Below are 13,840 nucleotides of genomic sequence, written 5' to 3'. Positions count from 1 at the left end.
CTAATCGAGCACCTGTAGCTGCTCAAACAATGGGAATGGACTAGCCCGATTCATATTCTTTATATCAATCCGCTGGTTCAAGGCCCAAATTTTTCGCTGCCAGTATAAGGGAACAAATACTGCTTCCTGATAGATTTGCTGCTCTAAGTACTGAATAATTTTAGCCCGTTTCTCCTCATCTAACTCTTGCTCACCGGCCAGAATAAGTTGGCTAATTTTATCATTTTGATAGGCTTTACAAGGTCCACCCTCATCGGTAATCGGTTCTCCCTCACTGAGAAACATCGCCCGCGCAATCGACAATACATTGCCCGCATCTCCCTGCCTACGTGTTAACACTAAGTCACTTGAACAACTATCCACTGCCAACTGGTAGTCTTGATCACTTAACCATTGCGGCTGCAAAGAAATATTCACCCGATCCAACATCGACACCAACTGTGAAACCACTTTAGATTGGTCACCAAATAATGACTCTGGCACAGCCATAGTTAGTTTAAAGCCTTTTTCGTAACCCGCTTGCTGTAACAATTGATGTGCCAACAACAAGTTATAACGTGGCAACAGCTCGGCATTGTAACCGGCTTGCCCAGGTATACTTAGCTGAGTAGAAGCCAAAGCATAAGGCCCTAACACCTCGGCTAAGCGAATATTGTCGATGGCTAAATTTAGCGCTTGGCGGACTCTACGATTATCTAAGGCTGGGTTACGCTGGTTTAATTCAATAGCTAACCACTTTAATCCTTCGGTTTGAATCACCGACAATTGCTTATCTTTATTGAGCAACTCTACGTAGTTCTCTGGCACGTGATCTACGATATCAACATCGCGAGAAAACAAGCTAGCCATGCGCATCTCGGCTTGTTTAATCGGCACCACTTTAATCCGTTGTACATTGCTACGATTAGTACGCCAGTAGCTTGAATGAATTTCAAACTCAGTAACAATACCCGGCACATAACGGCTTACTTTAAAAGGGCCAGTACCCGATACAGCAAAGGATGAGCTGGTATTTTCTTCAGCGGTGTAAAACTGCTTATCTGCCGGAAAAATAAAACTTAAACGTTGAATCAACTCAGAAAAAGGCCGATAAGTACGAACTTCAAATTGCAGGGTATTAAGCGCCTTTAAGCTCTTAATAGGTGCAAACAACGCATGTAAATGAGCTTGCTGAGAAATTTGTTGGAAGGTCCACTCTACGTCTTCAGCTGTGAGTGGGTTACCAGAATGAAACACTACGCCACTGCGTAATTCAAACTGAATCTGTGTGGGAGAAATAATTTTCCACTTGGTGATTAAACGTGGAGCAATACGCCCTTGTTGATCGAGTAAAAATAAGGGGTCGAACAACAAGTGATTAATAAAGTTACTATTGGCATCCAGTTCATCAACAAGTTGCTGTGGCTCGGCGTGAAAAGCGGTTCCCCAAACCAGAGTATTGGCCTTAGCTTGTTGCCAAGCGCCAAGGCTTACAAGCAACAACAAAGTAATAGGCAGGGATTTGATTTTCAACTTTGCTAACAACGCCAACGTCTTGAACCTTAAAACGATTAATGCTGCTAACTTACACGTGATGACGCAATAAAAAAAGCGGGACAAGCCCGCTTTTTGATTGGATAGCGTGCAAGTTAAGCGATTCGCCCTTCTTCTCGAGCAAAACACGCAACTTGCGCATTAGCTTCGCTTACCAAACTTGGCTGCTCTTTATTGCATCGTTCATTGGCATAACGACAACGCGCGTGGAAAGCACAACCTTTAGGTGGGTTAAGTGGCGAAGGCAGTTCACCTTCTAGCTTAATTTTCTCGCGGCGATGACTAGGGTCTAAGCGCGGCGTACTTGATAACAGCGCTTGAGTATAAGGGTGCTTAGGATTAGCAAACAGCTCCTCACAAGAAGCATATTCTACCGCCTTGCCTAAATACATCACCATCACTTCATCTGCAATGTGCTCTACTACTGATAAATCATGAGAAATGAAGATATAGCTTAGGCCCATTTCATCTTGCAGATCCATCATCAGGTTTAGCACCTGCGCCTGCACAGACACGTCTAGCGCCGATACGGGCTCATCGGCTACCACAACCTTAGGGTCAAGCATTAAACCACGTGCAATAGCGATACGTTGGCGCTGACCACCAGAGAACATGTGTGGGTAACGATCGTAATGCTCAGGGCGTAAGCCCACTTTGGCTAACATAGCTAAAGCTTTTTGCTTTCGCTCGGCCTTGCTCATATCGCTGTTAATAACCAAAGGTTCTTCGAGAATGGTCCCTACTTTTTTGCGCGGATTCAGCGAACCATAAGGGTTTTGGAAGATGATTTGGATTTTTTGACGCAAGGCTTTGGCGGCATCCTTACCCAAGCTAAGAATATCTTTGCCATCAAAGCAAAGCTCACCTGCAGTGGGCGTTTCAATCATGGTTAGTACCCGAGCTAAGGTCGACTTACCGCAACCTGACTCACCAACCACTGCTAGCGTTTTACCCTTCTCTAACTTAAAGCTCACACCATCTAGCGCTTTAACAGTAGCGTCTGGTTTAAACATACCGGCTTTTACGTGGTAATGCTTCTTAACCCCATTTACCGCTAATACCGATTCTTGGGTAGTTTCTTCTACTGGAGCAGCATCTAAAGCCGCTGCTTTCATAATGCTATCACTCATGCGCTTGGTCTCCCGCTTTCATCCAGTGGTGTAAAGCATCGCACTTGACGCATTCCTTCTCCCTGCATTGCAGGCTGTTCGTTTTGACAACGCTCGGTGGCATAAGGGCAACGCGGGTTTAACAAACAACCAATTGGTCGGTCAAACGCACCGGGCACTACACCAGGTAGTGCGTCTAAACGCTCTTTACCTGCCGATGATTCAGGTAGTGAACGGAGCAAGGCTTGGGTATAAGGATGTTTCGGCGTTGAGAAAATCTCTTCAGCTGGTCCGGTTTCTACCACTTGTCCTGCGTACATCACAATCACACGGTGAGCAGACTCAGCCACTAATGCTAAATCGTGAGTAATCAGCACCAAGCCCATGTTTTTCTGTTTTTGTAGATCCAACAACAAATCAACGATTTGCGCTTGAATGGTTACATCCAAAGCCGTGGTTGGTTCATCGGCGATCAACAGTTTTGGATCGCAGGCTATCGCCATGGCAATCATCACCCGCTGGCTCATACCACCCGACAACTGATGCGGATAGGTTTTTAAGCGCGATTCGGGATCTGGAATACCTACTTGCTCAAGTAACTCGATTACCCGTTTACGACGCCACTTTTTGTCACCGCTTTGATGAATTTTAAGGGCTTCGCTAATTTGGTATTCAACGGTATAACACGGGTTTAAGCTCGACATTGGCTCTTGGAAAATCATCGCGATCTCAGCACCGGTAATCGCGCGACGTTTATCCTCTGGCATGGCCAGTAGATCTTGCCCTTCAAAATTAAGGGTGTCGGCAGTCACTTTTCCCGGGTAGTCAATCAAACCCATGATGGACAAAGAACTAACACTCTTGCCCGAGCCAGATTCGCCAACAATACCTACAATTTCACCCTTTTCTACGCTGTAACCTACTTGGTCCACCGCACGAAATGGATTATCTCCATCACCAAACTCAACAGTAAGGTTATTCACTTCTAATAAAGACACAAGGCTTCTCCTACTGCTTCAACTTGGGATCAAGGGCATCACGTAAACCATCGCCCATTAAGTTAAAGGCTAATACCGTTAACAGAATCACTAAGCCTGGGAAGGTAACTACCCACCAAGCACGTTGTACAAACTGCAAGGCATCGGCCAGCATGCTTCCCCACTCTGGTGTTGGCGGTTGAGCACCTAAACCTAGGAAGCCCAGTGCAGCCATATCCAAAATAGCGTTAGAGAAGCCCAAAGTAGCCTGCACGATAAGCGGTGCAGTACAGTTAGGTAGAATTGTAATAAACATTAAACGCAGTGAGCCAGCACCAGCAACCCGTGAAGAAATCACGTAATCTTTGTTCAACTCGGCGATGGTTGAGGCTCGGGTTAAACGCACATAGTGCGGCATAGATACAATGGCAATTGCCATAGCTGCGTTGAAAATGCTTGGACCTAAGATAGCCACAATTGCAATTGCCAATAACAAGCTTGGCATGGCCAACATAATGTCTACCGCGCGCATGATGATGGTTTCAACATAGCCGCGGAAGAATCCAGCAATTAGCCCCAGAATAACGCCAATACCTAAGGACAGCGTTACCACTAAGCAACCAATAAACAATGATAGTTGCGCACCATGAATTAGACGCGACAAGATATCGCGACCAACATCGTCAGTTCCCAATAGGTGAGCGGTGGTACCACCCTCTACCCAAAACGGTGGTAGCAGCAAGGCATCACGATATTGTTCAATAGGAGAATGCGGCGCAATCACACTGGCTAATAAAGCCACCACAATCATTGTTGCGATGAATACCAAGCCAATTACAGCTCCGGTATTTTGACTAAAGTAGCCCCAAAATTCTTGTAACGGCGTTTGTACTTGTGGTCCAGTGGTGGCTGGAGTCGTTGTTTGTTCAGACATAATACACTCCTCCTTATTTGCCGTGACGGATCCGTGGGTTTACCACGCCGTAAAGAATATCGACAATCAAATTCACCACAATAATAATGGTAGCCACGATCAGAATGCCCCCTTGTACAACTGGGTAGTCGCGTCGACCAATAGATTCAATCAACCATTTACCAATGCCTGGCCAAGCAAAAATTGTTTCGGTAAGAATCGCACCCGATAACAAAATACCAACCTGCAAACCAATTACTGTAATTACTGGAATAAGCGCATTACGCAAAGCATGCACCACAATTACTCGCATCGGCGCCATGCCTTTTGAGCGAGCGGTACGAATGTAGTCTTCACCCAACACTTCAAGCATTGAAGAGCGGGTCATACGGGCGATCACTGCCATCGGAATGGTGCCCAATACGATACTTGGCAAAACTAAGTGATGTAGTGCCGATAGAAATGCGCCGTCTTCATCGGAGAGCAGCGTATCAATCAACATAAAACCGGTGACCTCATCTATCCAGAAGGTCACATCGAGCCGCCCGGACACTGGGGTTATCCCCAAGTTCACCGAGAACACCAGCATTAACAGCAAAGCCCACCAGAATATGGGCATGGAATAGCCGGTGAGAGAAAAGGTCATGACCGAGTGGTCAAATAAGGAACCCCGTTTCACAGCAGCAATAATCCCGCAGGGCAGGCCTACTAATATCGCAAAGATTGCTGCGCAGGTAGCCAACTCTACGGTGGCAGGAAACAAGGTCATAAATTCTTCGGTTACCGGCGTCTTGGTGATTAATGAACGTCCAAGATCGCCACTCGCAATATTCTTCACATAATCAAAGTATTGGACCAACAACGGTTGGTCTAAGCCCAACTCGGCACGCAAGGCTGCGTGACGCTCAGGAGACACGCCCCTTTCACCTGCCATTACTTCTATTGGGTCGCCAGGAATCAAGCGAATCAAAGTAAAGGTTAAAAGAGTAATGCCGATGAAGGTGGGTATCACCAACATCAATTTTTTTATAATAAACTGGAACATAACTACAGCTCTGTGTCTGAAGGAAGGAAAGGGGCTGTTGCCAGCCCCTTAAGTATATTTATTTTAGCGACACGCCATAGAAGTGGTGACCACCTAATGGATCAATCTTAAAGCCTTGAACTTCTTTACGAACTGGCTTGTAAGCCACTGAGTGAGCAATTGTTACCCACGGAGCTTGTTCTTTAAAGATTAACTGTGCTTCTTCGTACAGTGGTGCACGTTCAGCTTGAACAGAAATCTGTTTAGCTTTAGTGATTACGTCGTTAAATGGCTTATGACACCACATAGCACGGTTACCACCACCAACAGCATCACAGCCTAGTAATACGCTTAGGAAGTTATCTGGATCGCCATTATCACCGGTCCAACCAAGTAACACGGTATCGTGCTCACCTTGTTTAGAACGCTTAAGGTATTCACCCCATTCGTAGCTAACGATTTCAGCTTGTACGCCTACTTTTGCCCAGTCAGCTTGAATCACTTCCGCCATACGACGTGCGTTAGGGTTGTAAGGACGCTGTACTGGCATTGCCCAAATGTTAGTCTTAAGATCGGTCACACCCGCTTCGGCCAATAAGGCTTTCGCTTTAACCGGATCGTAAGGGTAATCAACGGTATCTTCGTTGTAAGACCACATTGTTGGTGGGATTGGGTTTTTAGCAATTTTACCGCTACCCTGGAATACCGCATCAATAATCGCTTGCTTGTTAACCGCTAGGCTAAGAGCTTGGCGAACTTTAACGTTATCAAATGGTGGTTTTTGGGTATTAAATGCCAAGTAACCTACGTTTAAGCCTTCTTGGCTCATTAGGTTGATGTCAGCATCTTTTTGCATTTGCTCAACATCAGCTGGGTTTGGATAAGGCATTACATGACACTCGCCTGCTTTAAGCTTGGCGTAACGTACTGATGCATCAGGTGTAATAGAGAATACCAAACGGTCAATCTTAGGCGCGCCTTGCCAGTAATCAGCATTACCTACGTAGCGAATAATTGAGTCTTTTTGGTATTGTACTTTTTGGAAAGGACCTGTACCCACAGGGTCTAAGTCTAGTTTCTCAGGAGTACCTGCAGCTAACATCGCATCAGCTTGCTCAGCAGAGAAGATAGATGCAAAGTCCATCGCCATGTTTGCAATAAACGGAGCTTCAGGCTTGCTTAGTACAAACTTAACCGTGTAATCGTCAACTTTAACGATCTCTTTAACCAAGTCGTTCATACCCATACCGCTGTAGTACTCGTAAGAACCACCCGATACTTTATGGTAAGGATGCTCTGGGTCATCTTGGCGTTCAAACGTGAACACTACGTCGTCAGCATTAAATTCGCGAGAAGGTTTGAAACCTTTTTTCTGACTGTGAAATTTTACGCCTTTGCGTAAATGAAAGGTGTACTCTAGGCCATCTTCAGAAACATCCCAAGACTCTGCCAAACCTGGAACAACATTGGTTGTACCTACTTCAAATTCAACCAATCGGTTAAAGATGGTCTTAGAAGACGCATCAAAAGTGGTTCCTGCTGTATATAAACTTGGGTTAAAACCTTCTGGACTGCCTTCTGAACAGAAGACAAATGTTTGCGCTTGAACGCCCACAGCTACCGCACTAGCTACAAGTGCAAGTGACAGCTTCGCCAATCCTTTCTTCATTATGATTCTCCGTGTGACATCTTGTCATGTATGCAACCGTTATGGCTGCATTTCCGGTGTGTTTGCGAATAGACTAATAATTATTGTTCTTGATAAATCTAGACCCTGCACTAGCAAATGTCGTTATACAAACAACAATTGTGAACTGAGCAAGACTTAATCAAGCCTGATCCGCTTTTTGCCCGTAATAAATTAGTATTTTTATCTGCCACTGTAAATAGCATAAACAGGATTTTATAATCCAAAAATCACTGAAGGCAGTGATAGTGATTAAGGATTCGATATAATGTCATATTTATGCAATAAAGAATAAGCTTATGCAAGGTTTGCATAAGCAGATTTAACTAAATTTAGGGGAGAACAAATTTAGCAAGCAGAGAGAATGCTCAGTTAAGCGAGGACAAACAGCACAACTTGCAAAGAAATAGCTGCAAACACACCGGCTAATACGTCATCTATCATTATACCAAAGCCACCGTGCACTTTTTTGTCCAAAATTTTGATGGGCCAAGGCTTCAATACATCAAAAAAACGAAATAATATAAAACCAAGTAGCACATTTAGGGGAGATAGCGGCACCATGAACATGGTAATCCAGTAGCCAACAAACTCATCCCACACAATCGCCCCATGATCATGTACCCCCATCGCATCACTTGCTTTTTGACAACACCAAACACCAAAAACAAAGCTCACTAGTAGCACTGCCACGTAGGCCCAAACAGGTAATGGCGCTAGCAGTAAATACAAAGGAATGGCAGCTAAGGTACCAAAAGTACCAGGTGCTTTGGGGGCTAAGCCACTACCTAAGCCAAGTGCGCATAAGTGTAAAGGGTTCCGTAAGCTTAATTTGGCTAAAGCTTTATCCATTGCAGTTCTCGCTACTCGCTAGGACTAGTTGAAGTGATCCCAACCAGTGGGTTCGATTTGATAAGGTTTATCTTGATATTTTAGCTTTATCTCGCCATGCCCAGGCGCTAACTGCCCGATACAAGTAAACTGTATTCCGCTAAAGGATAAAGATGTATCGACTGAACCTTTATTTGACTCAGGCACAGTAAAGCATAGCTCGTAATCTTCGCCACCATTTAGTGCTAAAGCAATACTTTGATCTACACCAACAGCTTCATTCATGGTTTCTGAAAGTGGCAGGCTGTCTAGGTTTAGTACCGCCGAGCAGTGGCTCTTTCTGAGGATATGCTGTAAATCGTTGTATAGGCCATCTGAAATATCAATAGTTGCAGAGGCTATATCACGCAAACCATAGCCAGCAAGCACTCTAGGTTGCGGGTAATAGTGCTGTTTTAGGCTTAGCTCTAACTGTTGAGGGTTTAAGCTGATTTTGTCTTGAAGATGCGCTAGCGCAAGGCCAGAGTCACCAATATTGCCAGTAACATATACCCAGTCACCAGGCTTAGCTCCGTCTCTGCGCAAGGCTTTACCTACAGGTACTACGCCATGAACCGTCACGGTAATACTTAAAGGGCCTTTGGTGGTGTCTCCACCAATTAAAGCGACATTGAAGTATTCAGCTAAGTCATAAAAGCCTTTGCTGAACTGGGCTAACCACGCTTCGTCAATTTCCGGCAAGGTGATCGCTAAGGTCACCCAACGCGGCTCTGCCCCCATGGCTGCCATGTCGCTTAAATTAACGGCAAGCGCTTTATGGCCAAGCGCGCGAGGTGGGATATCTGAGAAAAAATGTACGCCTTCTACCAAGGTGTCGGTAGAAATAGCAATTTGGTTATTCTCGGGAACAGTTACCAGCGCTGCATCATCACCTACACCCAGTAATACATCGGGGCGTGAAGCACTGCGCTGGAAGAACTTTTCGATGATATCAAATTCACCCAAAGGAGGCTGAGAAGACATGCAACTAAGACTTAAACTGCTGTAAACGTAGTACTTTATCTAGCACGCCATTAACAAACTTGTGGCTATCTTCAGCGGCAAATGACTTAGCTAATTCAATCGCTTCGTTAATTACAACTTTAGGTGGCACATCGCTCACCATTAATAGCTCGTAAACACCAATCAACAAAATTGCGTGTTCAACGATATCTAATTCTTCTAACTTACGAGAAAGCGAAGAGCTCATCGCTTCATCTAACTTTTCGCTGTTTGCTACTACGCCAGTCAGCAGAGTAGAAAAATACGGAACATCGGCCTTACTCATGTCTTGTTCGGTTAGGAACTGATGTTCGATGTTAGCAACGCTGTCCTTGGTCACCTGCCATTGATAAATTGCTTGAGTAGCAAATTGCCTAGCTTTACGACGTGCAGCTGGTTTCACAGAGAATTCCTCAAATTAAACTTCTATCTGATCAACTAAGTTGATCATTTCCAAAGCGCTTAGGGCAGCTTCGGTACCTTTATTACCCATTTTAGTGCCAGCGCGTTCAATCGCTTGCTCGATAGACTCAGTAGTAAGCACGCCAAAAGTTACTGGAATATCAAATTCCATCATAACTTGAGCTAAACCTTTGTGGCATTCGTTAGCCACTAATTCAAAGTGGTAAGTGCCACCACGAATTACCGTACCTAAAGCAATAATAGCATCGTACTTTTTGCTTGCTGCAATGCGTTTAGCAGCCAGTGGAATTTCTACTGCGCCCGGTACACGAACAACAGTAATGTTGTCATCGCTAATACCACCTTGACGAGTTAGCGTATCCACAGCGCCAGATAACAAGCTCTCGTTAATAAAGCTGTTAAAACGAGCGATAACAATAGCCACTTTAGCGTTTGGTGTAGCTAAATTTGCTTCAATTACTTTCATACTTAATTCTGCCTTTTCTTTGAGTCCATCAAAAAAATCGCGCTATTCTAGCACAACTAATCTGCTAGGCCCTTAATAAAATAATTTCTCACTAATACTCGAGTTATTCTTGGTCGATATACTCAACCACTTCCAAACCGAAGCCAGATAATGCGTGATAACGCTTAGGTGAGCTTAATAAACGCATTTTGCTTACACCTAGGTCGGCCAAAATCTGAGAGCCTACTCCAACTGTACGTGAAGCACTGTGCGCTTGCTTTTGTGCTGGTGTCTCACCGCGATCTTGCAGAGCAAAGGCTTTAACTTGGTCAATCAAATTATCAGCTTTATCATCGGTACTAAGTAGCACCAGCACGCCATTTTCTTGAGCAATTTTTTCTAGCGCTTTATCCAGCGGCCAGCTCATCTTTCCAGCCCGGTCACTACCTAATAAATCACTAAAGGTATTGTGCAAGTGCACACGTACAAGCGTGGCTTCATCTTCTTTTATCTCACCGGCTTGCATAACAAAGTGGACTTTTTCATCGATGGTATCGCGGTAGGTAATCAGCTTGAAATCACCGTGGCGGCTAGGCATTTTGCATTCTGCGACTCGCTCAATAGTGGTTTCGTTGTTATTACGGTATTCGATGAGATCGGCGATAGTGCCCATCTTTAACCCGTGTTCTTTACAAAACACCTCAAGATCAGGGCGACGCGCCATGGTGCCGTCTTGATTAAGGATCTCAACAATCACAGCTGCTGGTTCTCGGCCAGCTAACCTTGCCAAATCAGTTCCTGCTTCAGTATGTCCAGCGCGGGTAAGTACCCCACCTTCTTGCGCCATAAGCGGGAAAATATGTCCAGGCATAACAATGTCACTAGGCTTAGCATCGCGGGCAACTGCTGCTTGCACAGTGCGCGAGCGATCTGCTGCAGAAATCCCGGTAGTCACGCCTTGCGATGCTTCAATAGATACCGTGAAGTTAGTAGCAAACTGCTCGGTATTTACATCCACCATCAGAGGCAACTTTAGTTGCTGACAGCGTTGTTTAGTCATGGGCAAACAAATCAATCCACGCCCATAGGTAGCCATAAAGTTAATGGCCTCTGGTGTTACCATATCGGCTGCCATGATGAGATCGCCTTCATTCTCTCGATCTTCATCATCCATTAGCACCACCATTTTTCCATGGCGTAAATCTTCAATAATTTCTTCGATACTGCTTAGTGACATAGCAAAACCTTTCTTACCTTTGGGGATAGTATTTATTGTTATTAGCGCATCTTGATTGGGCGAGCTATTTCATAAAGCCGTGCTGCGCCAAAAATGCAGTATTTATTTTTGAATCGGTAGTATTCTCATCAGCATAGCCGATTAAACGCTCCACATAGCGAGCGATAACATCAACTTCTAAGTTAATTTTTTGCCCAGGCGACCAAGCACCAATGGTTGTTTGCTCAGCGGTATGGGGAATAATGGTTAAACGTAGCTGTTGCTGCTGTACTTCGTTCACCGTTAAGCTAATGCCATCTACGGTTACAGATCCTTTATGGACTATGTAACGGGCCAGATCATTAGGAACCTTTAGCCAAATATTAATCGCACGAGCGCTGGGGCTAATGCTTACTACCTCTGCTAAGCCATCAACATGACCACTGACAATATGGCCACCAAAGCGATTCGTCGCAAGCATGGCTTTTTCAAGGTTAACTTTGTCACCTTGTTTGCATTTAGCCAGTGAAGTTAAACTTAACGTTTCGGTAGATACATCGGCGCAAAAGTGCTCATTGCTAAAATCGACCACGGTTAAACATATACCATTTACCGCGATGCTATCGCCAAGCCTTACATCCGACATATCTAGACCAATGCTGGCGATGTTTAATCGTACGTCACCACTGCGTTTTTCAATGCGAGAAATCTTGCCTAGGGCTTCAATTATTCCAGTAAACATTAATGTGTGCCCTGTGCTTGCGGGATCCAGATAGTTTTAATGTCGGGGCCAATTCGGCGAGTTTCAAGGCATTGCCAAGAATTTAACGCACTCATCGACTGATAGCCCTCTAGCCCCACTAAACTGTGAGCATCGGCTCCCATCAATAAACCGGCTTGGTAACAAATAAGTTGATCAACCAAGTTGGCTTGAATCAGAGCTGCAGCAAAATTAGCCCCAGCTTCAACCCAAATATCATTTACTTCTGCTTCAGCTAGCTGCTGCATTAATTGCGGCAAAAAGCTTGGCGTGTCTTCAATCACCAGCTGTTTTGCGGCTGGAAGTTGCGTTTGTGATTGATGGCCAGCCAACCACAAAGACTCATTATTCTTAAAAATATTAAGGTCTTGAGCTGCTTCTACTAAGCGTTGTTTGCGGTCAATAATCACCCGTAATGGCTGACGCAGCAGTGTTTCATCAAGTTGCTCTGCAAGGCTACCGAGCTCATTAAATCTCACGTTTAGGCTGGCATTATCGCGAATAACCGTGGTGGCGGTGGATAATATAGCATGGCTAGCAGCCCGCTCTCGTTGCACATCGCTGCGAGAATGAGCCGAGGTAATCCACTTGCTTTCGCCATTGGCTAAAGCTGTTTTAGCGTCGATAGAACCAGCAAGTTTCAAGCGAACAAAAGGACGTTTACGCTCAACGCGGCTCAAAAATCCGGGGTTAAGCGCGCACGCAGAATGCTCCATTAGACCACTACGAACTTTAATACCAGCCTCTTCAAGGCGCTTAATCCCGCGCCCAGCAACCTGTGGATTAGGGTCAACCATAGCAATCACTACTTCGGCCACTTGTTGCTCTACTAACATGGTGGCGCAAGCGGGCGTTCTACCTACATGGCTGCAGGGCTCAAGGGTGACATAACAAGTCGCCCCTTTCAGGCTAAAGCCTCGTTGCTTGGCATCCGCTGCGGCATTCACTTCGGCGTGCCCTTCGCCGGCTTTACGGTGAAAACCTTCACCAATAATCTGACCGTTTTTTACCAATACGCAGCCCACATTAGGATTGGGTGCCGTGGTATATCTTCCGCGCTTGGCTAGAGCAATGGCCTTTGCCATGAACTGGCAATCTTGAACGCTAAAACTCACTTACTTTTCCAACTTAGCAATTTCGTCACTAAATTCTTTGATATCTTCAAAGGAGTGATAAACCGAAGCAAAACGCACGTAGGCCACTTTATCTAGGCCAATCAACTGTTCCATAACAATCTTGCCAATGAACTTTGTGGCAACTTCACGTTCGCCAGTCGCCCGCAGCTGCGACTTAATTTTGTTTACCGCTTGCTCTACTTGGTCAACGCTTACTGGGCGTTTTTCCAACGCACGCATCATACCAGCACGCATTTTCTCTTCGTTAAAAGGCTCTCTAATGCCATTGCCTTTAATCACTCTTGGCATTACCAACTCGGCCACTTCAAAAGAAGTAAAGCGCTCATGGCATTCTAAGCATTCACGACGCCTTCTTACTTGGTGGCCATCGGCAACCAAACGCGAGTCAATAACCTTGGTTTCATGAGCAGAACAAAATGGACAATGCATGGGCGATCCCTTATTCGAGTATCCGGCAATTTTATCTGCTAAACCGTCAGAGGTACAGGTTAGCTAAAGCGTAACTATCGAAAATGCCCACAATTCCTTTATTTAGATAAGGTCTTGTCTAAAGAGAATGGATCTAACCTAGTAAAGAAAGAAAAAATGAGTATTAGCTCTCAGTTTAATCACTGAGCCAATTACTTACTGTTTAGCCCTTAGCTTGTTAAGAGTCTGATTAGATTAAAATTAAGCTTGTTATATAAGCAAATAGCGCTTGCGTAGTAACCAATTACTACCGCTTAGCTTACCGCTCAAGTTAGGC

Annotated in this window: 14 protein-coding genes; all 14 read right to left on the bottom strand. The window is 45.0% G+C overall.

Annotated elements, in window-relative coordinates:
- Entirely contained in the window at positions 1–1,530 is a 1,530-nt protein-coding gene (locus OAG1_RS05925) for an ABC transporter substrate-binding protein (RefSeq protein WP_016402701.1), read from the bottom strand.
- 98 nt (positions 1,531–1,628) lie between these two features.
- Positions 1,629–2,663, bottom strand: a complete 1,035-nt coding sequence (locus OAG1_RS05920) for a peptide ABC transporter ATP-binding protein (protein WP_338624820.1) — start codon at positions 2,661–2,663, stop codon at positions 1,629–1,631.
- On the bottom strand, positions 2,660–3,640 hold the full coding sequence (gene dppD / locus OAG1_RS05915) for a dipeptide ABC transporter ATP-binding protein (protein ID WP_016402699.1): 981 nt from the start codon (positions 3,638–3,640) through the stop codon (positions 2,660–2,662). Before dppD ends, OAG1_RS05920 begins: the two co-directional genes overlap by 4 nt.
- 10 nt (positions 3,641–3,650) lie before the next feature.
- On the bottom strand, positions 3,651–4,553 hold the full coding sequence (gene dppC, locus OAG1_RS05910) for a dipeptide ABC transporter permease DppC (protein ID WP_152781800.1): 903 nt from the start codon (positions 4,551–4,553) through the stop codon (positions 3,651–3,653).
- A gap of 13 nt (positions 4,554–4,566) precedes the next feature.
- Positions 4,567–5,577, bottom strand: a complete 1,011-nt coding sequence (locus tag OAG1_RS05905) for an ABC transporter permease subunit (protein WP_016402697.1) — start codon at positions 5,575–5,577, stop codon at positions 4,567–4,569.
- A 58-nt stretch (positions 5,578–5,635) separates the two neighbouring features.
- Positions 5,636–7,225: an ABC transporter substrate-binding protein gene (locus OAG1_RS05900; protein WP_016402696.1), complete on the bottom strand. Its 1,590-nt coding sequence runs from the start codon at positions 7,223–7,225 to the stop codon at positions 5,636–5,638.
- A 390-nt stretch (positions 7,226–7,615) separates the two neighbouring features.
- A complete protein-coding gene (locus OAG1_RS05895) occupies positions 7,616–8,095 on the bottom strand; it encodes a phosphatidylglycerophosphatase A (RefSeq protein WP_016402695.1) in 480 nt (159 codons plus the stop codon).
- A 24-nt stretch (positions 8,096–8,119) separates the two neighbouring features.
- Positions 8,120–9,097 carry a thiamine-phosphate kinase gene (thiL, locus tag OAG1_RS05890; RefSeq protein WP_338624814.1) on the bottom strand — a complete coding sequence of 326 codons (978 nt, stop codon included), beginning with the start codon at positions 9,095–9,097 and terminating at the stop codon, positions 8,120–8,122.
- A 4-nt stretch (positions 9,098–9,101) separates the two neighbouring features.
- Positions 9,102–9,518, bottom strand: coding sequence for a transcription antitermination factor NusB (nusB, locus tag OAG1_RS05885; RefSeq protein ID WP_016402693.1), 417 nt, complete (start codon positions 9,516–9,518; stop codon positions 9,102–9,104).
- A 15-nt stretch (positions 9,519–9,533) separates the two neighbouring features.
- Entirely contained in the window at positions 9,534–10,004 is a 471-nt protein-coding gene (gene ribE / locus OAG1_RS05880; RefSeq protein WP_016402692.1) for a 6,7-dimethyl-8-ribityllumazine synthase, read from the bottom strand.
- A gap of 103 nt (positions 10,005–10,107) precedes the next feature.
- Positions 10,108–11,220 carry a bifunctional 3,4-dihydroxy-2-butanone-4-phosphate synthase/GTP cyclohydrolase II gene (ribBA, locus tag OAG1_RS05875; RefSeq protein WP_016402691.1) on the bottom strand — a complete coding sequence of 371 codons (1,113 nt, stop codon included), beginning with the start codon at positions 11,218–11,220 and terminating at the stop codon, positions 10,108–10,110.
- 64 nt (positions 11,221–11,284) lie between these two features.
- Positions 11,285–11,941, bottom strand: a complete 657-nt coding sequence (locus OAG1_RS05870; RefSeq protein WP_338624809.1) for a riboflavin synthase — start codon at positions 11,939–11,941, stop codon at positions 11,285–11,287.
- Complete coding sequence (gene ribD / locus OAG1_RS05865) at positions 11,941–13,074, bottom strand: bifunctional diaminohydroxyphosphoribosylaminopyrimidine deaminase/5-amino-6-(5-phosphoribosylamino)uracil reductase RibD (RefSeq protein WP_338624807.1); 1,134 nt, start codon at positions 13,072–13,074, stop codon at positions 11,941–11,943. Before ribD ends, OAG1_RS05870 begins: the two co-directional genes overlap by 1 nt.
- Entirely contained in the window at positions 13,075–13,524 is a 450-nt protein-coding gene (gene nrdR / locus OAG1_RS05860; protein WP_016402688.1) for a transcriptional regulator NrdR, read from the bottom strand.
- Positions 13,525–13,840: the final 316 nt, after the last annotated feature.

Source organism: Agarivorans sp. OAG1 (genome assembly GCF_037076485.1).
Taxonomy (GTDB): domain Bacteria; phylum Pseudomonadota; class Gammaproteobacteria; order Enterobacterales; family Celerinatantimonadaceae; genus Agarivorans; species Agarivorans albus.
This window is presented reverse-complemented; position numbering and strand designations above follow the sequence as displayed.

Excerpts from the sequence above, each read along its gene's own strand:
- nrdR (WP_016402688.1), bottom strand. The coding sequence starts at position 13,524 with ATGCATTGTCCATTTTGTTCTGCTCATGAAACCAAGGTTATTGACTCG.
- OAG1_RS05920 (WP_338624820.1), bottom strand. The coding sequence starts at position 2,663 with ATGAGTGATAGCATTATGAAAGCAGCGGCTTTAGATGCTGCTCCAGTA.
- thiL (WP_338624814.1), bottom strand. The coding sequence starts at position 9,097 with ATGTCTTCTCAGCCTCCTTTGGGTGAATTTGATATCATCGAAAAGTTC.
- OAG1_RS05870 (WP_338624809.1), bottom strand. The coding sequence starts at position 11,941 with ATGTTTACTGGAATAATTGAAGCCCTAGGCAAGATTTCTCGCATTGAA.
- ribE (WP_016402692.1), bottom strand. The coding sequence starts at position 10,004 with ATGAAAGTAATTGAAGCAAATTTAGCTACACCAAACGCTAAAGTGGCT.
- ribBA (WP_016402691.1), bottom strand. The coding sequence starts at position 11,220 with ATGTCACTAAGCAGTATCGAAGAAATTATTGAAGATTTACGCCATGGA.
- dppC (WP_152781800.1), bottom strand. The coding sequence starts at position 4,553 with ATGTCTGAACAAACAACGACTCCAGCCACCACTGGACCACAAGTACAA.
- OAG1_RS05900 (WP_016402696.1), bottom strand. The coding sequence starts at position 7,225 with ATGAAGAAAGGATTGGCGAAGCTGTCACTTGCACTTGTAGCTAGTGCG.
- OAG1_RS05905 (WP_016402697.1), bottom strand. The coding sequence starts at position 5,577 with ATGTTCCAGTTTATTATAAAAAAATTGATGTTGGTGATACCCACCTTC.
- OAG1_RS05895 (WP_016402695.1), bottom strand. The coding sequence starts at position 8,095 with ATGGATAAAGCTTTAGCCAAATTAAGCTTACGGAACCCTTTACACTTA.